Below are 23,764 nucleotides of genomic sequence, written 5' to 3'. Positions count from 1 at the left end.
CGTATGCGGAACATTTAATCCATTTGGCTTAAGAAACCCGCAGTGAAGCGGGTTTTTTTGTGGGCGGCTATTCCTTCAGTTCAACGTGATCCAGCGCCTGATTCACCGCCAGTTCACCGAGCATGACCACCTGCGCGATGCCCAACGCTGTCTTGCGGTGTGAGGTGTCGAGCATGGCGGCGAAGTTGTTGAGCATTTCGCTGGCTGAACCCAGGGTTTCGCTGGCGTTGGCCAGCAGGGATTCGGTGTTGTACTTCGGGTTGGCGAGGTACATGGGTTCGGGTTTATGCGTGCTCGCCATGATGAAGGCGGAGGGTTTGAGGTAATGGTCGAGGGCGCGCTCGGCGGCGTCGTTGAGTTTTTTGGAATCGAGGGATTCGTAGGGGGATGCGGGATCTGTTTCTGGCGGGTGCGGCGTTGATTTGATCATTAGCTGAATACTCCTGATGGAGCCGCTTCATCTTCTCTACTAAAAGAAGGGTGGCAGCTGTGCGCAGGTTAGTAGACCGGGGAGTATTCAGCATTAACCGGCGCGCCGAAGCGCCCTGCACACAGCCACCATCAAGTCGGACAGCAATGACCGACGAACGCGCTTTGCACATAACTGAAAAACACCACGGGCTACTAAACCCGATCACTGGAAATCAGTGACGCGAATCAAGTTACCGATGGCCCGCCAGGCGCACAAGCCGGCGGATTCTGGCGTAGTGGTAGGCAACGACGCAAGCTGTTGTAGGCATCCGGAAGTAACTGCGGACAGATCTAAACAGCGCTGTTTAAAGGCTGGAACTAAAACGGCTCAACCAATCATCCAGCGCTTCAACTGAACGAGTAACCCACCGTAAAGCGGTGTCTGCGTACTTGAATGAGCGCAGTGAATTGACTGGGGAGCAGGCCTTTCTTTCAAGTGATAACCGGTCAAGGCGTGGCGACCTTCTCCCGTCGCATGAGCGCGGATGGCGCTGAGTGTCGGGTAACCTCTCAAGCAGTCTATTTCTCCTTGCCAGCTGTCTTTTGCATCGGCGTTGTCGGTCATGAACCAAACGTCGGTGTAGGTGCTGTCTCGGTGGTAATAAGACCCTGCAATCGGGTAGCTCAGAGCATTGTCTTTCAGCGTGCCCCACAACTGCCCGTTGTTTGCGTTTGCATGGGTAATGTCTATGCAGAAGCTGTTGTCGTCGTTGCAGAAGTTTCCGAGTGGACCTGGCATGGCGTGGCTTCTTGGCGGATTGACGTGTCAGCCAACGTTATCGGGGTTGATTACCAGGGCCAACTGTCAGGTCTGACAGGTTTTTATACTTTTTTTGGATTTCACTATGTTTTTTAAGTCCGTTTGATCGCAGCGGGAGTGGGTGCTGAAACCTGCAGGAGCTGCCGAATGCTGCGATCTTCTGATTTGTCTTTCAAGAATCAAAAACAAGATCAAAAGATCGCAGCCTCCGGCAGCTTCTGCCGGGAGAATGCGTTGGGCGGGCGGGTTATTTGTCGTGATCGATGTCGAGTTTGGAGAAGGTTACCTGGCCACCTTCGCTGGTGTACCCGGTGTTGTCCTGCACATAAACCCCAGCCTTGAAATACAACGGCTTGTTGCGCCATGTCGCACTGATCTGTGAGTCCCACTGATAACCCGCCGCGCTGATGCCGAGTGCGCCGCCGGGGCTTAAGTGGATGAGGTAGTTGAATTCGCGATCCAGCTTGATCCCGGTAGCCAGGGTAATGACGCGGCTCTCATCCTCGTCCGGGTGCATGCGAACTTTGATCACCAGGTTGCCGGTTTCGGTTTTGGTCTTGTACTGGTATTCAAGTTTGACCATCGGCTTCTGGCTTTCATACGCGTGGATCTGGCCGATGACGATCTTGCCGGAGCTCGGCACCTTGTTCACCGTCACGGTCGCACGCAATGAGTTGTCGGCATCCGGGTAGTACCAGTTGCGCAGGGTGCCGTTGCTGTAGGTTTCGCGCAATTCGGTGCGTGGGTAGATGGCGTTTTCGGTTTTTGACCCGGTAACCGGTGACCAGAAGAACAAGGTGCCGGTGTCGGAATGGAAGTACTGATCTTTGAAGCCGTTCACCAGTTTGGAGGTTTCGACGGTGTATGGCGGGCTGCCAACGGGAACGCTGAGGTTCCAGGTTGCGAGATCGATCATGTCGGTTCTTCCACCAAGTTTCACTGCACGTACGTGCCAGAAGCTCTAGCCCGCACGTTTTGGGGCGGCCTTTATAAGCGTAGAGGGAAAATTTGTTAACGCCCGTTTGGCAGATGATTGACGTCAACATCCTGTCGAAATGCCATCTGTGCCGGTTTCCGGGGGCTTGAGCGGTGACCGTTAGTCGGCAAATTCACGCTTTGGTTAAATGATGGCCTGATGACAGCTTCTGCTTTCTTGGATCCAGTACTAGAGTGAAGGCTCAGTATGTGTGCGGTTTTTACCGGCAACCGACCAAAAGTCCCGACAAGAGAAGCAGCATGGAATGCGCGCAACCCCCGCCAGGTGAAGGCAGCTCTGTCCTTTTGATCGTTGATGATTACCCTGAAAATCTGATCAGCATGCGCGCGTTGCTGCAGCGCCAGGATTGGCACGTCCTCACCGCAGCCTCCGGATTCGAAGCGCTCAATATTCTGCTCTCGCACGACGTCGACCTGGTGCTGCTGGATGTGCAGATGCCGGGCATGGACGGCTTTGAAGTGGCGCGCCTGATGCGTGGCAGCCAGCGCACGCGCCTGACGCCGATCATCTTTCTGACCGCCAACGAGCAATCCCAGGACGCCGTGATCAAGGGCTACGCCAGTGGCGCGGTGGATTACCTGTTCAAACCGTTCGACCCACAGATCCTCAAGCCCAAAGTGCAGGCGTTGCTGGAACACCAGCGCAATCGCCGCGCGTTACAGCGCCTGAGTCATGACCTGGAAGTGGCGCGCGCCTTCAATGCCTCGGTGCTGGATAACGCTGCCGAGGGAATATTGGTGGTGGGCGAGGACGGCTTGATTCGCTTTGCCAACCCGGCGATTTCGCGGTTGCTGAATGCACCGGTGAAGGAGCTGGAAGGTAAGGAGTTTCTCGATTTTCTACAGAAGCCGCACATTCCGCTGTGGGCTGATTCCGAATTTTATGCCAGCTACAAGCGTGGCGAGACGTTGAGGCTGCACGACGCCTTGCTGCGCACGGCGCCCGGCCAGCAAGTGCCGGTGGCGCTGTCCTGTGCGGCGTTGCCCGCCGAGCAACACGCGATGGTGGTGACTGTGCTGGACATGTCGGTGGTGCGTCACCTGCACCAGCAGCTCGAATTTCAAGCAGTGACCGATCCACTGACCGGTTTGCTCAACCGTCGCGGCTTTTACCAGACCGTTGAAAATCTGCTGTTGCGTGGTGAGCGCAGTGATAGCAGTTGGGTCTTGCTGTATCTGGATCTTGATGGCTTCAAACGGGTCAACGATTCACTCGGTCACGATGCCGGCGATCGGGTGTTGCGCTGGGTCTCCGAGCAATTGAAGGCCTGTCTGCGACCGTTCGACATTCTCGCGCGCATGGGCGGTGATGAATTTACTGCGTTGCTCGATCTGGAGTTTCCCGAGCAAGCGGCGAAGATTGCCGAAAAGCTCATCGAGCGGGTGTCGATCTGTCAGCAGATCGAAGGGTTGGACATCGCCCTCGGCGCCAGCATCGGCATTGCCACTTATCCGGACTGCGGCTCGAATCTCGACGGATTGCTGCGCGCATCGGACATCGCCATGTACGAAGCCAAGCGCGCCGGGCGTCAGCAATATCGTTTCTATGATCATGAAATGAACGGTCGGGCGCGTTCGCGGCTGATGCTTGAGGAGAGCGTGCGCGCGGCCATCGAGAACCGCGATTTCAATCTGGTCTATCAACCGCAAGTGGCCATCGACACGGGCCAGATTCGCGGTTTTGAAGCCTTGCTGCGCTGGCAGCATCCAAGTGTCGGCGATGTGCCGCCAGGGCTGTTTTTGCCGTTGCTGGAGGAGGCGCGATTAATCAGTCGCCTCGGCAGCTGGATTTATCATCGTGGTGCCGGTCAGCGCAAAGCCTGGGAAACCCTGTTTGCCGAAGATCTGGTGCTGGGCGTGAGTTTGAGCAACACCCAGTTCAGCCTGCCGAATCTGGTCACCGAGTTACGCCAGGTCATGGAGCGGCACGCCTTGCAGCCTCGGCAACTGGAGGTCGAAGTTACAGAAGAAGCCTTGATGCAAAACCCCGACGAAACCCGTAAGCAGTTGCGCTTGCTGCGCAATCTCGGCGTGCGCGTGGCGCTGGATGATTTTGGCTCCGGGCCGTGTTCGCTGGCGCATCTGCGCGATCTGGAGCTGGATACGCTCAAGCTTGATCGCCATCTCATTGCGCGCTTGCCGGACTCGAAACGCGACGCCTCACTGGTCAGCACGGTGATCAGTCTGTGCAAGCAATACGGTTTGCTGGTGATCGCCGAAGGGGTGGAAACCATCGAGCAATACCAATGGCTGCAAGCCCATGGCTGCGAGTACGTGCAAGGCTTCCTCGTGGCGCGGCCACTGATCGCCGAGGACGCTGCGAGCTTCGCCGAGCCGTTTGACTGGAGCGCGCTGCCCGGTTGAATTCGCTACACTGGCGCACCTTTTCGAACCGTGTCGCTTGTCCATGACTGTGTTGAAGTACCTCCAGGCCTATCCCGCGCAATTACAGGATCAGGTGCGCCAACTGATCGCCGAAGGGCGTCTGGGTGAATACCTGAATCAACGCTATTCGGGGCGACACGATGTGCAAAGCGACAAGGCCTTGTACAACTACGCGCTGGACCTGAAGCAGGAATACCTGCGCAACGCCCCGGCCATCGACAAGGTGCTGTTCGACAACCGCCTCGACCTGACGCACCGTGCACTGGGTCTGCACACCACGGTTTCACGGGTGCAGGGCGGCAAGCTCAAGGCCAAGAAAGAGATTCGTATCGCCTCGTTGTTCAAGGATGCCGCGCCGGACTTTCTGAAAATGATCGTCGTGCATGAACTGGCGCACTTCAAGGAGTCGGATCACAACAAGGCGTTCTATAAATTGTGCGAGCACATGCTGCCGGGGTATCACCAGGTCGAGTTCGATCTGCGTGTGTACCTGACTTGGCGGGACATGCAGGCTTAATCGTACGCAACCAGGAAGGTGGGGATGGACGTCAGCAAGACCAAAAGCAGTTTCTACCGCCGCTTGTATGTGGCGTACCTGATCGATAGCGGTCTGGCCCCGAGTGTGCCGACGCTGACCGAAGTGACCGGCATGCCCCGGCGCACGGCGCAGGACACGATTGCGGCGTTGGCGGATCTGGATATCGTGTGTGAATTCGAGCAGGAAGAGGGCGCGCGCAACCATGCCGGGCGCTATCGGATTCGCGAGTGGGGAGCGATTGATCGTGGGTGGATCGAACGTAATTTGCGGCAGATCAAGGCTGTTCTGGAGTATCCCTGAAGAGCCCCTCACCCCAGCCCTCCCGAAACGTCGGACCGCCCATAGGGAGAGGGGGCCGATTGGGGGATATTTGAGAGTTACGCCGACGTGAACGAGCGCCGTTGAATCCATAATCGACACTGTTTTTCAGGTCGGCGGATAGTGCGGCACAACTCGGTCAGTCCCCTCTCCCTATGGGCGGTCCGACGTTTCGGGAGGGCTAGGGTGAGGGCTGTTCAAGCGCGACGCATGCCGATATGCGGAATGTCATCCTCCAGATACTCTTCACCCGCTACAACAAACCCGTACTTGCCGTAATACCCCTGCAAATGCGCCTGCGCTGACAGATAAATCGGCACCTGCGGCCAATGCTTCTCCGCCTGTTTCAGCGCCTGCTCCATCATTTCGTGCCCCAACCCTTTGCCGCGGCCCTGCGGTGCAGTAATCACCCGGCCGATCACCACGTCGCCACCCTGGGATTCCGGATCCAGCAGGCGCAGGTACGCCATCAACTGATCATCTTCCCAACCCATCAGGTGATAGGTATCGCCTTCCAGATCCTGGCCGTCGAGGTCCGGATAAGCGCATTTCTGTTCAACCACGAACACGTCCGAGCGCAGCTTCAACAGCGCGTACAGCTGTTCCTTGCCCAGATCACTGTGATGTTTGCAGACCCATTCGATTGTCATGTGCCGATTCCTTGAACGTGTCGCCCGATACTAAGCGCCTGCGGCAAAGATGTCTTTATGGCGTAAGAGTCTGTGACAAAGGTCAAAATGCCATCATTCCTTTCTCGCAGCCTCGGCGACTTTGTGTAATCTGCTGGAGAGCCCTGTGCACTGGCTGCAATGAGCTAATGTTAGGGCCTGGGTTTTGCCGGTAAGGGGCCTTGGGGTTTTGGCTGAAAACATGCCGGGCAACCTGCCCGCTAAGGATTTCAAGCATGCCGCGTTTGCATCGAGCCTTTGCTTTGATCGGACTGCTCTTGCTGAGTCAGAGCGCTGCAGCGGATAAGCTGCGGCTGGTGTTTGATATCTGGCCACCCTTTACCGACGACACGCTGGTCAACGGCGGTCTGGCCACCGACATCGTCAGCACGGCGCTGGCCCGGGCCGGTTATGCCAGCGGTTATGAGCAGGTGCCTTGGGCGCGGGCGCTGCTGGGGGTTGGCGAGGGCCGTTACGACGTGCTGGTCAACGCTTGGTACAACGACGAGCGAACCAGGCTCGGCCAGTTTTCCGGGGAATACCTGCTCAACCGCATCCGCTTTCTCAAGCGCAAAGACACGCCACTCGATTATTCCAACCTGCAACAACTGCACACCTATCCGATTGCGGTGGTGCGCGGCTACGCCTATTCGCCGCCGTTCGATGCCGACACGGCGTTGCAGAAAGTCCCTGTGCATAACTTCGCCATGGCCGTGCGCATGCTCGCGGCGGATCGGGTCAAGCTGACGCTGGAAGATGAGTATGTGGCGAAGTATTACCTGGCGCGGGAATCCGCCAAGGTGCGCAATTCGGTGGAGTTTTTGCCCAAGCCGTTGAGTGAGAACAGCCTGCATATATTGGTCAGTCTGAAGAATCCGCAGCATGAGCAGATTGTTGCGGGGTTTGATAAGGCGATTGCGGCGATGAAGGAGGATGGCAGTTATGACAAGTTGTTGAGGCAGCATGGGATGTGAAGGCTGATCCAGAATTCTCTGTGTGGCTGATGGCCTCTTCGCGAGCAAGCTCGCTCCCACATTGGATTCGTGAACGACACAGAACAAATGTGGGAGCGAGCTTGCTCGCGAAGGCGTCCTGTCAGCCAGCGCTGACCTCACTGGTGTCCTTGATCAGATGAGCCGCCAGGGTACGTAACGGTCCGAGTTGCCGGCAGATCAACGCCAACTGCGTCTGCACCAACCGCTGCCCTTCATCGATCTCATCGGCCATCTGCTCCAGCTCATTGGCCAGCGCTTCTTCCTCGTCACTCTGAATCGCCACCGGCTGCTTGTTCGCCAGCCCTTGGGCAATTTCGTCGATGCTCGTCGCCAGTTTCACCCCGGCGCCATCAATCAAATGCTCGCGCACATCCGCTGGCAACTGAGTCTCGCGATGCGCACCCAACCCTGACAGATAACTCAGCAAGGTGTGCGACAGCACCAGAAAGCGGAAACCGACATCCGCTTCTTTGCGGAAATGCCCCGGCTCCATGAGCATGTTCGCCAACGTCGTCGACAACGCTGCATCAGCGTTGTGCGCATTGCGGCGGGCCAGCCGATAGGCGAGGTCGTCGCTCTTGCCGGCGGCGTATTGCTGCATGATCTGGCGCAGGTAAATGCTGTTGCAGGTCAGGGTGTTGGCCAGCACTTTGTTCAGGCGCCGACCCTGCCAGTCCGGCAGGAACAGGAACACCGTCAGACCGGCAATCAGGCTACCCAGCAAGGTATCGAACAACCGTGGCAGGAACAGCCCGTAACCGTCACCGACCTGGTTAAAGCAGAACAACACCATGATGGTGATCGCCGCCGTCGCCAGGGTGTAGCGGGTGGTGCGGTTGGTAAAGAACACCACGCCGGCGGCGATGGCGAAGCACGACTGCACCAACGGGCTTGGGAACAGATCGAACAGTGCCCAAGCCACGGTCAGGCCGATGGCGGTGCCGAAAATTCGCTGACCGAGTTTGCGCCGCGTCGCGCCGTAGTTTGGCTGGCAGACGAACAGGGTGGTGAGGATGATCCAGTAACCCTGTGACGGGTGAATCAAGTGCACCATGCCGTAGCCGATACTCAGCGCCAATGGCAGGCGCAGGGCGTGGCGGAACAGCAAAGACGTCGGCGTCAGTTGCGTGCGCAGGCGAATCCAGACGTCCTTGAGGTTGCGCGGCGAGCGGTCGAGCAGGCTGCTGTCGGTCGCATCGGCCAAGGCATCGGGATTACTCGCGTCGCTGAGCAAGCGGTCGAGGGTGCCGAGGTTGGCCGCTAGTGCGCGCAGCGAACGTAACAGTCCGCGCCACGCCGGGTTGCTCTGGATGCGCAAATGTTCGAGGGAGGCGTCGAGGTCGCTCAGGGCTTCGGCGAAACTCGCGTCGTAAATGAACGGCTGGCGCATCTGGATCGATTCGGCCAAGGCGCGGCAGGCTTTGCCTTGCTGGCGCAACAGGCGTTGGCAGCGGAACAGCACGTCGCTGTGGAAGAACGCTTCGGCCAGCGCGTTGTACGGATAGTGCGAAGAGCTGGCACGTTCGTGGATGTCTTGAGCGAGGAAGTACAGCTTCAGGTAACGGCTGACTTTCGAACCGGGGCGGCCATTGCCGACGCGGTGCAGGATGATTTCCTTGGCACTGTTCAGCGCCGCCACCACGCGACCGTTTTGCTGGGCAAGTTCCAGGCGCCGGGCTTCGACGTCCATCTGCCGGATCGGCTCGAACAGCGACGATTTCAGCTTCAGGTAAAAACCCAATTCGCGGAACAACCGCGCCAGACTTTGCTGCACCGGTTGATTGGAAAACATCGCCTGCCACAACACCGAGAGCAAGCCGTACCACGCGGCGCCCGCGACCAACAGCATCGGCTCGTGCCAGAAATCGGTGACCGCGCCGCCGCGCTGATCAACGCCGATCATCGTGTACACCGACAGAATCAGCGTCGCCGAGGCAATCGCGCCATAACGCTCGCCGAGCGCCCCGAGCATGGTCAGGCCGAAACTGGCCAGCGCCAAAGCAATGGCAAACACGATGGGGTAGGGGAAGAGCAATTCCACCGACAGCGCGGCGATGCTGAAACACACCAGCGTTACGGCGAGGGCGTTGAGGCGGCCCTGCCAACTGTCGTCGGTTTCGGCCAGGGCGCTGGCGATAATCCCCAGGAACAACGGGATCAGCAGGCCCATTTCATCCTGATACCAACACAGCGCCATGCTGCCGGTCAGGGCGATGAACACCCGCACGCTGTAGCTGAATTTATCCAGCGCCCACAGGCGCCGCAAAGACTGACGAAACGAGGTCGAGGACATGAAGTGCGAAGGCCTTCCGAGGCGATGCCGCTAAATTGAGCCAGTAATGACGCCGACGCAATGGCGCCGATCACATCTGACAGCAAAAAGTGTTCCTTACTGCATCACACATAACAACTGTAGGAGTGAGCCTGCTCGCGATAGCGTTGTGTCTGTCACCGAATTTATTGGCTGACAGGCCGCTATCGCGAGCAGGCTCACTCCTACAGGGTTTTGTATTTGGCTCTGAGTTAGGCGTATTGCGCAGCAGCGTAGCCGGAGGCCCAGGCCCACTGGAAGTTGAAGCCGCCCAGGTGGCCGGTGACGTCGAGCACTTCGCCGATGAAGTACAGACCCGGGCTTTTCAGCGATTCCATGGTTTTCGACGACACTTCGCGGGTATCTACGCCACCGAGAGTCACTTCGGCCGTGCGATAACCTTCAGTCCCCGCCGGCACGACTTTCCAGCTGCCCAGCTTCTCGGCAATTTCCGCCAGTTCCGCATGGGTGTACTGCTTCATCGGCTTGGACGCAAACCAGTTGTCCGCCAGCAGATTGGCCATCTTCTTGGTGAAAATCTCACCCAGCAGGGTTTTCAATTCACTGTTCGGACGCTCGGCCACTTGCTGCTGCAGCCAGCTCGCGGCGTCGTGATCCGGCAGCAGGTTGATCTCCACGGTGTCGCCGGATTCCCAAAACGAGGAAATCTGCAAAATCGCCGGGCCACTGAGGCCACGGTGAGTGAACAGGATGTTCTCGCGAAAGCTCTGATCGTTGCAGCTGACCAGACAATCCACCGACGTTCCGGACAGCTCGGTGCACAGTTCCTTGAGCTGATCGGTGATGGTGAACGGCACCAGCCCGGCGCGGGTCGGCAGCAACTCGTGGCCGAACTGTTTGGCGACCTGATAACCGAAACCGGTGGCACCCAGCGTCGGGATCGACAAGCCGCCCGTGGCGATCACCAGCGACTGGCATTGAACCTGACCGAGGGTGGTGTCGAGCAGGTAACCGCTTTCGAGCTTCTCGATCGTTTGAATCGACGTGTCCAGATGCAGCTCGACGCCGGCCTGATCGCACTCGGTGAGGAGCATTTCGAGAATGTCGCTGGATTTGTTATCACAGAACAACTGGCCGAGTTTCTTCTCGTGGTACGGCACGGCGTGTTTGCCGACCATGCCGATGAAATCCCACTGGGTGTAACGCGCCAGCGCGGATTTGCAGAAATGCGGATTCTGCGAGAGGAAATTGCTCGGCTCGGTGTACATGTTGGTGAAATTGCAGCGGCCACCGCCCGACATCAGGATTTTCTTGCCGGCCTTGTTCGCGTGGTCGAGCAGCAATACCTGACGCCCACGCCCGGCGGCGGTCAGTGCACACATCAACCCAGCGGCGCCAGCGCCAATGATCACGACTTCGGTAGAGCGCAAAACGGTGTCCTCACACAATGATCGTTCCCACGCTCTGCGTGGGAATGCCGCCATGGACGCTCTGCGTCCGTTGTTATGTGACGCGGAACGTCACGGGATGCATTCCCACCCAGAGCGTGGGAACGATCAGGTCAGAGGATGCGTACGCGCAGCGAACGGCCCTTGATCTTGCCGTCGTTCAAACGCTGCAAGGCCTGCATGGCTACGGTGCGATCCACGGCTACGTAAGCCTGGAAATCGAAGATCGCGATCTTGCCAACCTGCGCACCCGGAATGCCAGCATCGCCAGTCAATGCACCCAGAATGTCGCCCGGACGCACTTTGTCTTTACGGCCCGCGCCGATGCACAGCGTGGTCATCGGCGGCTGCAATGGGGCGAGGCCCTGGGACTTGAGGTTATCGACCTGATCCCAGTTCAGCGGCGATTTCTGCAATTGCTCGATGGCTTGGGCGCGATGCGCTTCGCCCGGAGCAACCAGGCTGATCGCGATGCCTTTCTCGCCAGCGCGACCGGTACGGCCAACGCGGTGAATGTGGATTTCCGAATCACGCGCCAGTTCGACGTTGATCACCATGTCCAGCGCATCGATGTCCAGACCACGAGCGGCGACGTCGGTGGCAACCAGTACCGAAGTACTGCGGTTGGCGAACATCGCCAGCACCTGATCGCGGTCACGCTGTTCCAGATCGCCGTGCAGGCCGACGGCGGAAATGCCTTTGGCGGTCAGGTGATCGACGGTTTCCTGCACTTGCTGCTTGGTGAAGCAGAACGCCACGCAGGACGCCGGACGGAAGTGGTGCAGGACTTTGGTCACTGCGCTCATGCGATCTTCCGGGGAAATCTCGTAGAAACGCTGCTCGATCTGCGTGTCATCGTGGAACGCTTCGGCTTTCACCGTTTGCGGATCGCGCATGAATTTCGACGCCAGTTGCTTGATGCCCAGCGGGTAGGTGGCGGAGAACAGCAGGGTCTGACGACGCTCTGGAGTCTTGACGATGATGTCTTCGATGGCGTCGTAGAAACCCATGTCGAGCATGCGGTCGGCTTCGTCGAGGATCAGCGTGTTCAGGCCATCGAGGACCAGCGAACCCTTGCGCAGGTGCTGCTGAATGCGCCCCGGGGTGCCGACGATGATGTGCGCGCCGTGTTCCAGCGAAGCAATCTGCGGGCCGAACGACACGCCGCCGCACAGGGTCAGGACCTTGATGTTGTCTTCGGCACGGGCCAGACGACGAATTTCCTTGGCGACCTGGTCGGCCAGCTCACGCGTCGGGCAGATCACCAGCGCTTGGCAACCGAAGTAGCGCGGGTTGATCGGATTGAGCAGGCCGATGCCGAACGCAGCGGTCTTGCCGCTGCCGGTCTTGGCCTGGGCGATCAGGTCCATCCCCTTGAGGATCACCGGCAAGCTCTGCGCCTGGATCGGCGTCATCTGGGCATAACCGAGGGATTCGAGGTTAGCCAGCATGGCGGCGGACAGCGGCAGAGTATTAAAAGCGGTGGCGATGGTGGTCACGGGACTGGCCTGCAAAACAAAATGTCGCGCAGTGTAGCAGCCCCGTGCCACTTTCTTCGAAAGTTCTGGACGAACAGCGGTTAATGTTCGATGTGCTCTTGCGGGCGTTTGGCGCGGCGGCCGTCTTCTTTCGACAGTTGCGAGAAGATTGTCGCAGCGAGCATCGCCATGATGCCGACGGTGACGAAGGTCAGCTGGAACGCACCGAGTACGGTTTCCACGCCATCGTTACCAATCTCTGCGGTAAAGCCGCCGAGCAACGCACCGGCGCAGGCAACCCCAAGACTCAGCGACAACTGCGCGACTACCGAGAGCAAGCTGTTGCCGCTGCTGGCGCTTGCATCGTCCAGATCAATCAGGGTCACCGTATTCATCGCCGTGAATTGCAGCGAGTTGATCGCGCCGAGAATCGCCAGCAGGCACAACAGCAGCCAGTACGGCGTCTGCTCGCTGACCAGGCCCATGCTCGCCAGCATGATCCCCAGCGCCAGCGTGTTGCCGGTGAGGACGATGCGATAGCCAAGGCGTTCGATCAGCGGCCGCGCCACCCACTTGGCGATCATTGCCGCTGCGGCCAGCGGCAGCATGCTCATCCCCGCTTGCGACGGTGAATAACCCAGCGCTACTTGCAGCAGCAACGGCACCAGAAACGGCAGAGCACCGCTGCCCAAACGCGCGAAGAGGTTGCCGAGAATACCGACGGCAAACGTGCGGGTCTTGAACAGCGACGGTGCGAACAGCGGGTTTTCGATGTGCCCGGCGCGCAACCAGTACGCCGCCAGACAGGCCATGCCACCGAACAGCAGCAACATCACCCGCAGGTGCGGCAGGTGCAATTCGCCGAGGCCTTCCATGGCGATGGTGATCAAAATCATCGCCGCGCCGAACAGCAGGAAACCCAGGCTATCGAACCGCGTGCGCTCGGTGCCGCGCAGGTCAGGAATAAATTTCCATACCGCGTAGCAACCGATCACGCCCACCGGCAGGTTGATCAGGAAGATCCAATGCCACGTCAGGTATTCGACCATCCAGCCGCCCATGGTCGGGCCGATCAACGGGCCGAGCAGACCGGGGATGGTGATGAAACCCATGATCCGCACTAGTTCGGATCGCGGGTAGGCGCGCAGCACCACCAGTCGCCCGACCGGTAGCATCAATGCGCCGCCCAGACCCTGAATCACCCGTGCGCCGATCAGCATGCTCAGGCTGCTCGACAGCGCGCAGAGCAGTGAGCCGAAACTGAACAGCAGAATCGCGCCGAAGAAGATTTTCTTGGTGCCGAAGCGGTCGGCGATCCAGCCTGAGGCCGGGATCAGCAAGGCCACGGTGAGCATGTAGGCGATGATCACGCCCTGCATGCGCAAGGGGTCTTCGGCCAGATCGCGAGCCATGGCGGGCAGGGCGGTGTTGAGGATGGTGCCGTCGAGGGACTGCATGAAGAAAGCGATAGCGACGACCCACGGCAACCAGCGGGCGGTGATGGCGTCGAGAGGCGGGCGGTTGGGCATGGAACCTCTTGTTGTCTGTTTGATGATCGTTCCCACGCTCTGCGTGGGAATGCCTCAACGGACGCTCCGCGTCCGCTTTTGGCTGGGACGCAGAGCGTCCCGGGCTGCATTCCCACGCAGAGCGTGGGAACGATCGCTGTCAGAGGGTTAGCGTGAGTCGGCTGACCAGCGCCCCCGGCAGCAATGCCGACGAGGTATTGCGCTGGCTGTAGGTACTCGCCGACAGCAGCAACTCACGCTCGGTGGTCAGCGCTTCGAGCTGCGAACCGAGCAGGCTGTAAGCGCTGTCGTCGAAGCGCATGGTGCTGACCGGCGCCTGGATCTCGCCGTTTTCGACCCAGAAGGTCGCAAACCGGGTCATGCCGGTCATGCGCGCGGCCGGTTGATCCGAGTAGTTCAGGTACCACAGGTTGCTGATGTACAGCCCTGTGCCCAACTGCTTGAGGATCTCTGCTTGCGGCAGATCCCCCGCCGCCATGTTCAATGCGCTTGGCATTTCACCGCCACCGGCGCCATTGGCGGCCAAGCCATATTCCGCCGCACTGCGCGAGCCGACCAGTTGATCACCGGCCTTGCCTTCGACGATCAAACGCAGATCGCTGCGCGGATAACCCTCACCGGAAAACGCCGGGCTCAGCGATTCGCTGACTTTCTCGTCCAGCGACACCAGCGGACTGAAGGCCTGATCGCCGACGTACAGCTTCTGCAACGGGCTGCTCTTGCTGGCAATCGACTGCGCCGAGAAACCGCCCCAGCTCAACATGCCCATGATTTCTTCCAGCGCTGCCGGAGCCAGATACGCGCGGTACTGCCCCGGCGCCAACGTGCGCAACGGGCGGCCGAGAAATTCCAGTTGCTCGCGTGCCTGGCCAAAGCGCTTGGCGAAACCTTCGCTGCTCCAGTCATGCCCGGCGTAGCTGGCTTTCACCGCTTCGCCGTTCTCGTGGAACAAGCTGAAATCGAAGTTGAAGCTGTTGGCCTGATGCCAGCCAAACGCCCCCGAAGAACTGGCGAAACCACGGCTGATCGGCCCGGCAGCATAGAAGCCCACCAGATCCAGACCTTCAGCGGCGGCGCAGATTTCATCGACCACCTGTTCTGTGTCCGGCAACGGATGTTCCTGCACATTCTGGCTCTGCCAGCCGTTGTGGTTGAGCAGCAGATACGGATCCTGCGGCAGCAACGGCAAGGTTTCGCGCAGTTGTTGCAGGCCTTCGGCAAGGCGTTGCAGATCGCCTTCCTGATCACCCGAGAGGGTGACTTGCAGGTCTGCATGACGCCCGTCGTTGATCAGTTTCAGAACGATGTTGGCCTGCTGCACTTGCCCGGCCTGACGCACCTTGGCGTGATTAAAACGCACAAACGCCGAGGATTCGGCGGCAAAGCTGAGGGTGAACTGTTCCGGCTCGCGCACGCTGTCGCGCAGCCAATTGACCATGACCTTGAAGGCGTCGGACTGACTCTTCGAAATGCTCATCAGGCGTCTCCCCCAAACACATCAACGTTGCTGAATACGCAGGCCGGCGAAGCGTGGCCGACGCGGATCACCTGGTTCGGTTCGCCCTTGCCGCAGTTTGGCGTGCCCAGCACCTTGACGGTGTTGGCGTCGCCGACCGCGCGCAGGCTTTTCCAGAAGTGCGCGGAAATCGCCCGGTAGTTCGGGTTTTTTACCACGCCTTTGAGTTCACCGTTTTCGATCAACTGGCCCCATTCGCAGCCGAACTGGAATTTGTTGCGCGCATCGTCGATCGACCAGGAGCGGTTGGTGCTCATCAGGATGCCGTTCTCGATGCCCTCGATCAGTGTGTTCAGCGGCTGATCGCCCGGTTCGATATTGAGGTTGGCCATGCGGTCGATCGGCGGACGGTTCCAGCCGCAGGCGCGGCTGTTGGCGACGCCATCGAGACCGGCGCGGAACTGCGACAGCGCACCGCCCAACGGACGCAACAACAGGCCATCGCGGATCAGGAATTGTTTGCTCGCTTTGCTGCCGTCGTCATCGTGGCCATAGCTGGCGAGTTCTTCGGGAATGCCCGGATCGAAGGTCACGTTGAGCAGCTTCGAGCCGTATTGCAGGCTGCCGAAGTCGCTGGCTTTGACGAAGCTGGTGCCGGCGTAATTGCGTTCGTCGCCGAGGATGCGGTCGAGTTCCAGCGGGTGGCCGATGGATTCGTGGATCTGCAGCATCATTTGGTCGGGCATCAACAGCAGGTCGCGCGGGCCTTGCGGGGTGTTCGGCGCGAGCAGCAGTTGCAGGGCCTGATCGGCGACTTGCGGGCCGGCGCCGATCAAACCGCAGCGACTGATCACGTCAGCGCCGCCCTGTTGGCCGAAGTTCTCGCGGCCGAGGCTGCGGGTCTGGCTGTCGTTGCCGTCGTAGGCAGTGACGTCGAGGCCCGGATAGACGAAGCGCTGGGCCTGGCGCAATTCAGCCCCGGCGCTGCTCAGGTAGATCTGCTCGACGTGAGTGATGCCGATGCTCACTTGCCAGTTCACCAGGCGCTCATCCTTTGGCACCGAGGCGGATTCCGCGCCGAGCAGCTCGAAGCATTCGCTCAGGGACGGGAAGGCTTGTTCGAGATTGGGTGAAAAGTAATCAGCGCGATCGCTGGACACCGGCTGATCACGCAGGTCGAGCAAGGCGTGCGGCTTGAGCCGGCGGGCTTGCAGCTCGGCGCGTTCAAGCGCGGCTTGCAGGCCTTGTTGCGAGAGGTCGTTGGTCGCCGCGTAGGCCTCAACGCCATTGACACGAACGGTGAGCATCGCGCCTTCGTCGCGGCTCAGGCTCGGCGGCTCGGCAACATTCTTGCGCACCGACAGGTACTGGCCGGATTCGCGAACATACCGCAGGGAAAAGAACTCAGCGCCCGTGCGCAAGGCAGCGAAGCGCTGCTTGAGCTGGGGGTGGAAATCGAACATTCGGGAACCTCCTTGTCAGGGGGAAGCGGTAGAGCAGCGGCGGGGAGGGGGTGAAACGGTTGCGCGAGGTCTAGAGTAGGCCTGCGTGGGGGTAGGATCAAGTGAAGAGGGGGTGTAGGAAGATTTACTGTGCGAGGCAGGAGATCGTTCCCACGCTCTGCGTGGGAACGCCGCCATGGACGCTCTGCGTCCGCTGTATGACGCAGAGCGTCACGGGATGCATTCCCACGCGGAGCGTGGGAACGATCACTTCAACTTACTGAGCAGCCGGGGTGATATCACGCATCGGCTTGCCTTTGACCGGCGCATCGCCTGCAACGTAGTACGGCGCGGTGCTACGCGGCAGCGGCTGGCGACCACGGATCTTGTCGGCGATTTTCTCGGCGATCATGATCGTCGGCGCGTTCAGGTTGCCGGTGGTGATGATCGGCATGATCGAGGCATCGACCACACGCAGGCTCTGCATGCCGTGCACGCGACCTTCGCCATCCACTACAGCCATCTCGTCGGTGCCCATCTTGCACGAGCAGGACGGGTGGAACGCGGTTTCGGCGTGCTCGCGGATGAACTTGTCCAGCTGCTCATCGGTTTGCACTTCAATACCCGGGCTGATTTCGCGGCCACGGTATTGATCGAGTGCCGGCTGCTGCATGATTTCACGGGTCAGGCGGATGCCGTCGCGGAATTCCTGCCAGTCTTGCTCGGTGGCCATGTAGTTGAACAGGATGCTCGGGTGCTGGCGCGGGTCTTTCGACTTGGCCTGGATGCGACCACGGCTTGGCGAGCGCATGGAACCCATGTGCGCCTGGAAACCGTGCTCTTTCACACCGTTGCTGCCGTTGTAGTTAATCGCCACCGGCAGGAAGTGGTACTGAATGTTCGGCCATTCGAATTCCGGACGCGAACGGATGAAACCGCCGGCTTCAAACTGGTTGCTGGCGCCGATGCCGGTGCCGTTGAACAGCCACTCGGCACCGATGGCTGGCTGGTTGTACCAGAGCAGCGACGGGTACAGCGAAACCGGTTGGGTGCAAGCGTATTGCAGGTACAGCTCAAGGTGATCCTGCAGGTTTTCACCGACGCCCGGCAGATCGTGAACGACCGGAATGTCGAGCGACTTCAGCAGTTCGGCCGGGCCGACACCGGAGCGCTGCAGAATCTGCGGCGAAGCGATGGCGCCGGAGCACAGCAGGACTTCTTTGCGCGCTTTGACTTCAACACGCTCTTCAGCGTCGCCAACCAGGTAACGTACGCCAACAGCACGTTTGCCTTCAAACAGAATCTTGTCGGTCAGGGCGTGAGTGACGATGGTCAGGGTCGAACGCTTTTTCGCGGTGTCGAGGTAGCCACGGGCGGTGGAAGCACGACGGCCGTTCGGCGTCACGGTGCGGTCCATCGGGCCGAAGCCTTCCTGCTGGTAACCGTTCAAGTCTTCGGTGCGCGGGTAACCGGCCTGTACGCCAGCTTCAACCATGGCGTGGAACAGCGGGTTGTTGCCCGCCTTCGGCGTAGTCACGCTGACCGGGCCTTCGCCACCGTGGTAATCGTTCGGGCCGATGTCACGGGTTTCGGCTTTGCGGAAGTACGGCAGGCAGTCGAGGTACGACCAGTTTTCCAGGCCCGGCAGTTTCGCCCAGCCGTCGTAGTCCATCGCGTTACCGCGGATGTAGCACATGCCGTTGATCAGCGAGGAACCGCCGAGGCCTTTGCCGCGACCGCATTCCATCCGGCGACCGTCCATGTGTGGCTCGGCGTCGGTTTCGTAAGCCCAGTTGTAGCGACGACCTTGCAGCGGGAAGGCCAGGGCGGCCGGCATTTGCGTGCGGAAGTCGAAACGGTAGTCCGGGCCGCCTGCTTCGAGCAGAAGAACGGTGACGCCGGCGTCTTCAGTCAGACGGGTCGCAAGTGTGTTACCTGCAGAACCTGCCCCTATGATGATGTAGTCGTATTCTTGAGTCATAAGTTCTCCTGAGGGAGCTGCAAGCCACAAGCTTCAAGCTGCAAGAAAAAGCAGCGAGCGGTGGCTTCGAAATCGGGGAGGGCGGCAACCCCCAAACTGCTTTTACTTGCAGCTTGAAACTTGCCGCTTGGAGCTGATCAGCTCATCAGAAAACTGAAACGTACTCACCCAGTTCGACTTGCACGGACTTGATGCGCGTGAAGTTGTTGAGAGAGCTGATCCCGTTTTCACGGCCAACACCCGACTGCTTGTAACCGCCAACCGGCATTTTTGCGTCGGACTCGCCCCAGGCGTTGATCCAGCAGATACCGGCTTCCAGTTGATGAATCACGCGGTGTGCGCGGTTCAGGTCTTTGGTGACGATACCGGCGGCCAGGCCGAAGTCGGTGTCGTTGGCACGGCGGATCACTTCTTCTTCGGTTTCGTAGGAGAGGATCGCCATCACTGGGCCAAAGATTTCTTCACGGACGATTGTCATGTCGTCGGTGCAATCGGTGAACACTGTTGGAGCCACGAATGCGCCTTTGGCGAATTCGCCGTCGGTCAGACGGTCGCCGCCGCACAGGACGCGGGCGCCTTGCTCTTTACCCTTGGCGATGTAGCCCAGCACGCTTTCCATGTGCGCGAAGCTGACCAGCGGGCCGAAGTTGGTGTTTTCGTCTTCCGGGTTGCCAACGCGGATGCGTGCAACGCGTTCAACGATCTTGGCTTCGAAAGCGGCTTTCAGGTGCGCCGGAACGAACACGCGAGTGCCGTTGGTGCAGACCTGACCGGAGCTGTAGAAGTTGGCCATCATCGCGGTGTCGGCAGCGCGATCGAGATCGGCGTCGTCGCAGATGATCAGCGGGGACTTGCCGCCCAGTTCCATGGTCACGTCTTTCAGCGACGAAGCCGAAGCGCTGGCCATCACCTTCTTGCCGGTGTCGGTGCCGCCGGTGAAGGAGATTTTTTCGATGCGCGGGTGCTCGGTCAGCCAGGTGCCGACTTCACGGCCGCTGCCGGTCAGTACGTTGAACACACCGTTTGGAACGCCGGCTTCGGTATAGATTTCAGCCAGTTTCAGGGTGGTCAGCGAGGTGACTTCGCTTGGCTTGAAGATCATCGCGTTACCGGCCGCCAGGGCTGGCGCGGATTTCCACAGCGCGATCTGGATCGGGTAGTTCCACGCGCCGATACCGGCGACAACGCCCAGCGGCTCGCGACGGGTGTAAACGAACGAAGTGTCACGCAGAGGAATCTGCTCGCCTTCGATGGCCGGCACCAGGCCTGCGTAGTATTCCAGCACGTCAGCGCCGGTGACGATGTCGACGTACTTGGTTTCGGAGAAGGATTTACCGGTGTCCAGGGTTTCCAGCGCGGCCAGTTCATCGTTGCGCTCGCGCAGGATGTCGACGGCACGACGCAGGATGCGCGAACGCTCCATGGCGGTCATCGCGGCCCAGATTTTCTGGCCCTTTTCAGCACTGACCACGGCGCGCTCGACGTCTTCCTTGGTCGCACGTTGCACCAGTGCGAGGACTTCACCGTTAGCCGGGTTGATGGCTTCGAAGGTGGCATCGCTGCCGGCGTCGGAGTACGCGCCATCGATGTAAAGTTTTTGCAGTTCGAAACGGGCCATAGTGTCCTCGCAAGTGCATTGGTGGTTGGCGTTGACCACCGCGGTGAGGCTGCGGTGGCGTTCAGGGGCCGAGCGTTTTCTGTGTGCTCTAGCTCACCTTCTTGGCCAATTGGAAATCCATGTATTCGTAAGCGATCTGTTGCGCCTGCGCCGTGTCGAAGGCGTCTCCCGACAAAGCGCCGCGCAACCACAAGCCGTCAATCAACGCTGCCAGGCCACGCGCTGCGCTGCGCGCATCTTCGAGCGGCAACACACGGCGGAACTCGCAGCACAGGTTGGAATACAGACGGTGATCGTTGATCCGCTGCAACCTGTGCAAAGACGGCTGGTGCATGCTGGTGGCCCAGAAGGCCAGCCAGGTTTTCATTGCCGGGCCATTGACCTGGCTGGCGTCGAAGTTGCCTTCGATGATCACCTGCAGATGCGCCCGTGGGCTGTCATCTGCCAGCGCCTGACGGCGCGCGGTGACGCTCTCGCTGAGGGCTGTCATCAGATACCGCATCGTGGCGGCAATCAGGCCGTTCTTGTCCTGAAAATAATGACTGATGATGCCATTCGAGACACCGGCCAAACGGGCGATCAGCGCAATGCTGGCGTCCCCCATTCCGACCTGATCGACCGCCTGCAAAGTGGCTTCGATCAGTTGTTGGCGGCGGATGGGTTGCATACCGACCTTGGGCATCTTGCACATCTCCTTAGGCCTTCCGAGCGGCGAATGACGCCTATCGGATTGACGGCCAGTCTATTTTGTTTTGATTGAACGTTCAATCAACAAAGAATAAGATCTGCGACAAATCGTCGCTGCCTACAGATTTTTCCTACGTGTAAGTGGCGATAAAACCGACATCCAAAAATGCTCGAAACCTGTATGGGGCATGGCGCGGTTCGCGATTCGATGGACGTGTTGAAAGGGCAAGACGCTCAGGGCCAGGTTTCGGATGAACGTCCGTCCACCTTCGGCCACGAAAGCGATTCGCAGCGCCATTTCGGCAGGTTCGGGCTTTTTTCGGGGTGTCTTTATATCACCCGCCGGTCGGCTGCCAACTAACCGATTGGTCGGGTTCCGTGTTGCCTTGTGTTCTTCTCTCGCACTGCCTGGAGCATTTGTGCCATGAGTTCTGCCTCGCTTATAAAGACCCCGCCCGAGAAGGTGACGGTCAACGGTTGGGTGTTTTACACCTCTACCGCGCTGATTCTGTTGTTGACCGCCATTCTGATTATCGCCCCGCAAGAGGCCGGCAGACTGTTGGGTATCGCTCAGGCCTGGTTGTCGCGCAGCTTCGGCTGGTACTACATGGTGGTCATCGCCGCCTACCTGGTGTTTGTGGTGGGCCTGGCGTTTTCCTCGTACGGCAAACTTAAACTGGGCAGCAAGGACGACACCCCGGATTTCAGTTACGGCGCCTGGGCGGGGATGCTGTTCTCGTCGGGTATCGGTATTTCGCTGCTGTACTTCGGCGCATCCGAGCCACTGGATCACTACTTCAATCCGCCGGAAGGCGCATCGGCCACCAACATGGCCGCGCGTCAGGCTGTACAGCTGACGTTCCTGCACTGGGGCCTGCACGGCTGGGCAATCTACGCACTGGTCGGTCTGGCCGTGGCGTACTTTGCTTACCGTCATAACCAGCCGCTGGCACTGCGTTCGGCGCTGTATCCGCTGGTCGGCGAGCGTTGGGTCAAGGGCGCGGCCGGTCACGCGGTGGACGGCTTCGGCATGTTCGTGACCCTGCTGGGTCTGGTGACCAACCTGGGGATTGGCTCGCTGCAAGTGTCCTCGGGCCTGGAAAACCTGTTCGGCATGGAGCACAGCAACACTAACCTGTTGATCGTGATCATCGTGATGAGCACCGTGGCGACCATCGCTGCCGTGTCCGGCGTGGAAAACGGCATCCGTCGTCTGTCCAACCTGAACATCGTGCTGTTCAGCGGTCTGCTGATTTTCGTCCTGCTGTTTGGCCCGACCCTGCACCTGCTCAATGGCTTCGTGCAGAACATTGGTGACTACCTCAATGGCATCGTGCTGAAAACCTTCGACCTTTATGTGTACGAAGGCGACAACGCCAAATCCGAGCGCTGGATGGGCCTGTGGACCCTGTTCTACTGGGCGTGGTGGATTTCCTGGGCGCCATTCGTAGGCATGTTCATCGCGCGTATCTCCCGTGGTCGTACCGTGCGTGAACTGGTGGCTGGCGTGCTGCTGATTCCGCTGGGCTTCACCTTGGCCTGGCTGTCGATCTTCGGTAACTCGGCGCTGGACCTGGTGATGAACCATGGGGCGGTGGAGCTCGGCAAGACGGCGCTGGAACAGCCGTCGATGGCGATCTATCAATTGCTTGAACATTACCCGGCGTCGAAAGTCGTCATCGGTGTGTCGATCTTCGTTGGCTTTGTACTGTTCCTGACCCCGGCCGACTCCGGCGCGGTGATGATGGCGAATCTGTCCTGCAAGGGCGGCAACGTCGATGAAGATGCGCCGCACTGGCTGCGGATCTTCTGGTCGGTGGTGATCACGCTGGTGACCATCGGTCTGCTGTTTGCCGGTAACTTCGAAGCCATGCAAACCATGGTGGTGCTGGCCGGTCTGCCGTTCTCGGTGGTGCTGGTGTTCTTCATGTTTGGCTTGCACAAGGCGATGCGCCAAGACGTGCAGATCGAACAGGAGCAAGCGCAACTGGCAGAACGCGGTCGTCGTGGTTTCAGCGAGCGCCTGACGCAACTGGATCTGCAACCGAGCCAATCGGTGGTGCAGCGCTTTATGGACAAGCAGGTCAGCCCGGCGCTGGAAGATGCCACCGCGCAGATGCGTGCGCAGGGTCTGACAGTGCAGACGCTGTTGGGTAAATCCAAGCGCTGCATGGGCGTGCGAGTCGAGATGGAAGAGGGCAACCCTTTCGTCTACGAAGTCAGCCTGGATGGCTATCTGGCGACCCCGACCGAATCGGCCCAGTCCGATGAAGCACGCCAGCGTTACTACCGCGCCGAGGTTTATCTGCACAACGGCAGCCAGGATTACGACCTGATGGGCTTCACGCAGGATCAGATCACGCGCGATGTGCTCGATCAGTTTGAAAGCCATCGGCAGCTCCTTGGCCGGGTGTATAGCTAAAGTCAAAAGCCCCCTCACCCCAGCCCTCTCCCTAAGGGAGAGGGGGAAAGGGAGCAGATCGGGGGCTTTTCAAAGCCTGAGTTCGACTCGATATTTCAATGCCAGTCAAAAGCCCCCTCACCCCAACCCTCTCCCCAAGGGAGAGGGAGCTGACCGAGGTGTCTGGCGTTGTACATCGACCTGAAAGATCGAGTCGATTATGGATTCGGTGAAGCAAGATCAGGTCGGTGTAGATCTGCAGCATCCCCCGGTCAGTCCCCTCTCCCTCTGGGAGAGGGCTAGGGTGGGTAAAGACCGGGT

18 protein-coding genes are annotated in these 23,764 nt (G+C 59.5%); 5 read left to right on the top strand and 13 right to left on the bottom strand.

All coding sequences use genetic code 11. The features are described from left to right. Positions 1–67: 67 nt before the first annotated feature. The 3 genes from FGA82_RS04740 to FGA82_RS04730 form a co-directional block, all read right to left on the bottom strand. A complete protein-coding gene (locus FGA82_RS04740) occupies positions 68–430 on the bottom strand; it encodes a DUF6124 family protein (protein WP_034153614.1) in 363 nt (120 codons plus the stop codon). 369 nt (positions 431–799) lie between these two features. After that, positions 800–1,210, bottom strand: a complete 411-nt coding sequence (locus tag FGA82_RS04735) for a hypothetical protein (protein ID WP_141126204.1) — start codon at positions 1,208–1,210, stop codon at positions 800–802. Positions 1,211–1,478: 268 nt separating this feature from the next. Then, positions 1,479–2,147, bottom strand: coding sequence for a polysaccharide lyase family 7 protein (locus tag FGA82_RS04730; protein ID WP_141126203.1), 669 nt, complete (start codon positions 2,145–2,147; stop codon positions 1,479–1,481). A 320-nt stretch (positions 2,148–2,467) separates the two neighbouring features. Between FGA82_RS04730 and FGA82_RS04725 the strand changes: the two genes are divergently transcribed. Genes FGA82_RS04725 through FGA82_RS04715 form a run of 3 tightly spaced genes read left to right on the top strand, consistent with a single transcriptional unit; the run spans position 2,468 to position 5,450 of the window. Next, the gene (locus FGA82_RS04725; protein WP_016987240.1) at positions 2,468–4,591 is read left to right on the top strand and encodes a putative bifunctional diguanylate cyclase/phosphodiesterase; all 2,124 of its coding nucleotides are present in this window, start codon (positions 2,468–2,470) and stop codon (positions 4,589–4,591) included. A gap of 43 nt (positions 4,592–4,634) precedes the next feature. After that, positions 4,635–5,129, top strand: a complete 495-nt coding sequence (locus FGA82_RS04720) for a M48 metallopeptidase family protein (protein WP_141126202.1) — start codon at positions 4,635–4,637, stop codon at positions 5,127–5,129. A gap of 24 nt (positions 5,130–5,153) precedes the next feature. Next, positions 5,154–5,450 (top strand): winged helix-turn-helix domain-containing protein, encoded by a 297-nt coding sequence (locus tag FGA82_RS04715; RefSeq protein ID WP_007913779.1) that lies wholly within the window; start codon positions 5,154–5,156, stop codon positions 5,448–5,450. A gap of 215 nt (positions 5,451–5,665) precedes the next feature. On the opposite strand, the gene FGA82_RS04710 is transcribed toward FGA82_RS04715, so the two are convergent. Further along, positions 5,666–6,118 carry a GNAT family N-acetyltransferase gene (locus tag FGA82_RS04710; protein ID WP_038358715.1) on the bottom strand — a complete coding sequence of 151 codons (453 nt, stop codon included), beginning with the start codon at positions 6,116–6,118 and terminating at the stop codon, positions 5,666–5,668. Positions 6,119–6,372: 254 nt separating this feature from the next. Here FGA82_RS04710 and FGA82_RS04705 point away from each other — a divergent pair, with 254 nt between their 5' ends. Next, positions 6,373–7,110: a substrate-binding periplasmic protein gene (locus tag FGA82_RS04705; RefSeq protein WP_141126201.1), complete on the top strand. Its 738-nt coding sequence runs from the start codon at positions 6,373–6,375 to the stop codon at positions 7,108–7,110. 121 nt (positions 7,111–7,231) lie between these two features. Here the strand turns inward: FGA82_RS04705 and yccS are convergent, their stop codons facing one another. From yccS to betI, 9 genes are all read right to left on the bottom strand, one after another. Next, positions 7,232–9,424, bottom strand: coding sequence for a YccS family putative transporter (yccS, locus tag FGA82_RS04700; protein WP_141126200.1), 2,193 nt, complete (start codon positions 9,422–9,424; stop codon positions 7,232–7,234). Positions 9,425–9,654: 230 nt separating this feature from the next. Beyond that, on the bottom strand, positions 9,655–10,833 hold the full coding sequence (locus tag FGA82_RS04695) for an NAD(P)/FAD-dependent oxidoreductase (RefSeq protein WP_141126199.1): 1,179 nt from the start codon (positions 10,831–10,833) through the stop codon (positions 9,655–9,657). A 131-nt stretch (positions 10,834–10,964) separates the two neighbouring features. After that, positions 10,965–12,302 (bottom strand): ATP-dependent RNA helicase DbpA, encoded by a 1,338-nt coding sequence (gene dbpA / locus FGA82_RS04690; RefSeq protein ID WP_249384218.1) that lies wholly within the window; start codon positions 12,300–12,302, stop codon positions 10,965–10,967. 128 nt (positions 12,303–12,430) lie between these two features. Then, positions 12,431–13,858: a multidrug transporter subunit MdtD gene (mdtD, locus tag FGA82_RS04685; protein WP_141126197.1), complete on the bottom strand. Its 1,428-nt coding sequence runs from the start codon at positions 13,856–13,858 to the stop codon at positions 12,431–12,433. Positions 13,859–13,997: 139 nt separating this feature from the next. Continuing rightward, positions 13,998–15,335, bottom strand: coding sequence for a TldD/PmbA family protein (locus FGA82_RS04680; RefSeq protein WP_141126196.1), 1,338 nt, complete (start codon positions 15,333–15,335; stop codon positions 13,998–14,000). Continuing rightward, complete coding sequence (locus FGA82_RS04675; RefSeq protein WP_141126195.1) at positions 15,335–16,777, bottom strand: TldD/PmbA family protein; 1,443 nt, start codon at positions 16,775–16,777, stop codon at positions 15,335–15,337. Before FGA82_RS04675 ends, FGA82_RS04680 begins: the two co-directional genes overlap by 1 nt. A gap of 256 nt (positions 16,778–17,033) precedes the next feature. Continuing rightward, positions 17,034–18,737, bottom strand: coding sequence for a choline dehydrogenase (gene betA / locus FGA82_RS04670; RefSeq protein ID WP_141126194.1), 1,704 nt, complete (start codon positions 18,735–18,737; stop codon positions 17,034–17,036). Positions 18,738–18,882: 145 nt separating this feature from the next. Continuing rightward, on the bottom strand, positions 18,883–20,355 hold the full coding sequence (gene betB / locus FGA82_RS04665) for a betaine-aldehyde dehydrogenase (protein WP_034153603.1): 1,473 nt from the start codon (positions 20,353–20,355) through the stop codon (positions 18,883–18,885). Between the two features lie 88 nt (positions 20,356–20,443). Further along, a complete protein-coding gene (betI, locus tag FGA82_RS04660) occupies positions 20,444–21,037 on the bottom strand; it encodes a transcriptional regulator BetI (RefSeq protein WP_038363121.1) in 594 nt (197 codons plus the stop codon). Between the two features lie 429 nt (positions 21,038–21,466). On the opposite strand from betI, the gene betT reads away from it, so the two are divergent. Next, positions 21,467–23,464, top strand: coding sequence for a choline BCCT transporter BetT (gene betT / locus FGA82_RS04655; RefSeq protein ID WP_141126193.1), 1,998 nt, complete (start codon positions 21,467–21,469; stop codon positions 23,462–23,464). The last annotated feature ends 300 nt before the right edge of the window (positions 23,465–23,764 follow it).

Source organism: Pseudomonas fluorescens (assembly GCF_005938625.1).
Lineage (GTDB): Bacteria > Pseudomonadota > Gammaproteobacteria > Pseudomonadales > Pseudomonadaceae > Aquipseudomonas > Aquipseudomonas fluorescens_BD.
Note: the sequence above shows the minus strand (reverse complement) of the source record. Positions and strands in the feature narration are given on the sequence as shown.

Excerpts from the sequence above, each read along its gene's own strand:
- FGA82_RS04735 (WP_141126204.1), bottom strand. The coding sequence starts at position 1,210 with ATGCCAGGTCCACTCGGAAACTTCTGCAACGACGACAACAGCTTCTGC.
- betT (WP_141126193.1), top strand. The coding sequence starts at position 21,467 with ATGAGTTCTGCCTCGCTTATAAAGACCCCGCCCGAGAAGGTGACGGTC.
- FGA82_RS04680 (WP_141126196.1), bottom strand. The coding sequence starts at position 15,335 with ATGAGCATTTCGAAGAGTCAGTCCGACGCCTTCAAGGTCATGGTCAAT.
- FGA82_RS04715 (WP_007913779.1), top strand. The coding sequence starts at position 5,154 with ATGGACGTCAGCAAGACCAAAAGCAGTTTCTACCGCCGCTTGTATGTG.
- betB (WP_034153603.1), bottom strand. The coding sequence starts at position 20,355 with ATGGCCCGTTTCGAACTGCAAAAACTTTACATCGATGGCGCGTACTCC.
- FGA82_RS04730 (WP_141126203.1), bottom strand. The coding sequence starts at position 2,147 with ATGATCGATCTCGCAACCTGGAACCTCAGCGTTCCCGTTGGCAGCCCG.
- FGA82_RS04740 (WP_034153614.1), bottom strand. The coding sequence starts at position 430 with ATGATCAAATCAACGCCGCACCCGCCAGAAACAGATCCCGCATCCCCC.
- FGA82_RS04710 (WP_038358715.1), bottom strand. The coding sequence starts at position 6,118 with ATGACAATCGAATGGGTCTGCAAACATCACAGTGATCTGGGCAAGGAA.
- FGA82_RS04675 (WP_141126195.1), bottom strand. The coding sequence starts at position 16,777 with ATGTTCGATTTCCACCCCCAGCTCAAGCAGCGCTTCGCTGCCTTGCGC.
- dbpA (WP_249384218.1), bottom strand. The coding sequence starts at position 12,302 with ATGCTGGCTAACCTCGAATCCCTCGGTTATGCCCAGATGACGCCGATC.
- betA (WP_141126194.1), bottom strand. The coding sequence starts at position 18,737 with ATGACTCAAGAATACGACTACATCATCATAGGGGCAGGTTCTGCAGGT.
- betI (WP_038363121.1), bottom strand. The coding sequence starts at position 21,037 with ATGCCCAAGGTCGGTATGCAACCCATCCGCCGCCAACAACTGATCGAA.
- FGA82_RS04705 (WP_141126201.1), top strand. The coding sequence starts at position 6,373 with ATGCCGCGTTTGCATCGAGCCTTTGCTTTGATCGGACTGCTCTTGCTG.
- FGA82_RS04725 (WP_016987240.1), top strand. The coding sequence starts at position 2,468 with ATGGAATGCGCGCAACCCCCGCCAGGTGAAGGCAGCTCTGTCCTTTTG.
- mdtD (WP_141126197.1), bottom strand. The coding sequence starts at position 13,858 with ATGCCCAACCGCCCGCCTCTCGACGCCATCACCGCCCGCTGGTTGCCG.
- FGA82_RS04720 (WP_141126202.1), top strand. The coding sequence starts at position 4,635 with ATGACTGTGTTGAAGTACCTCCAGGCCTATCCCGCGCAATTACAGGAT.
- yccS (WP_141126200.1), bottom strand. The coding sequence starts at position 9,424 with ATGTCCTCGACCTCGTTTCGTCAGTCTTTGCGGCGCCTGTGGGCGCTG.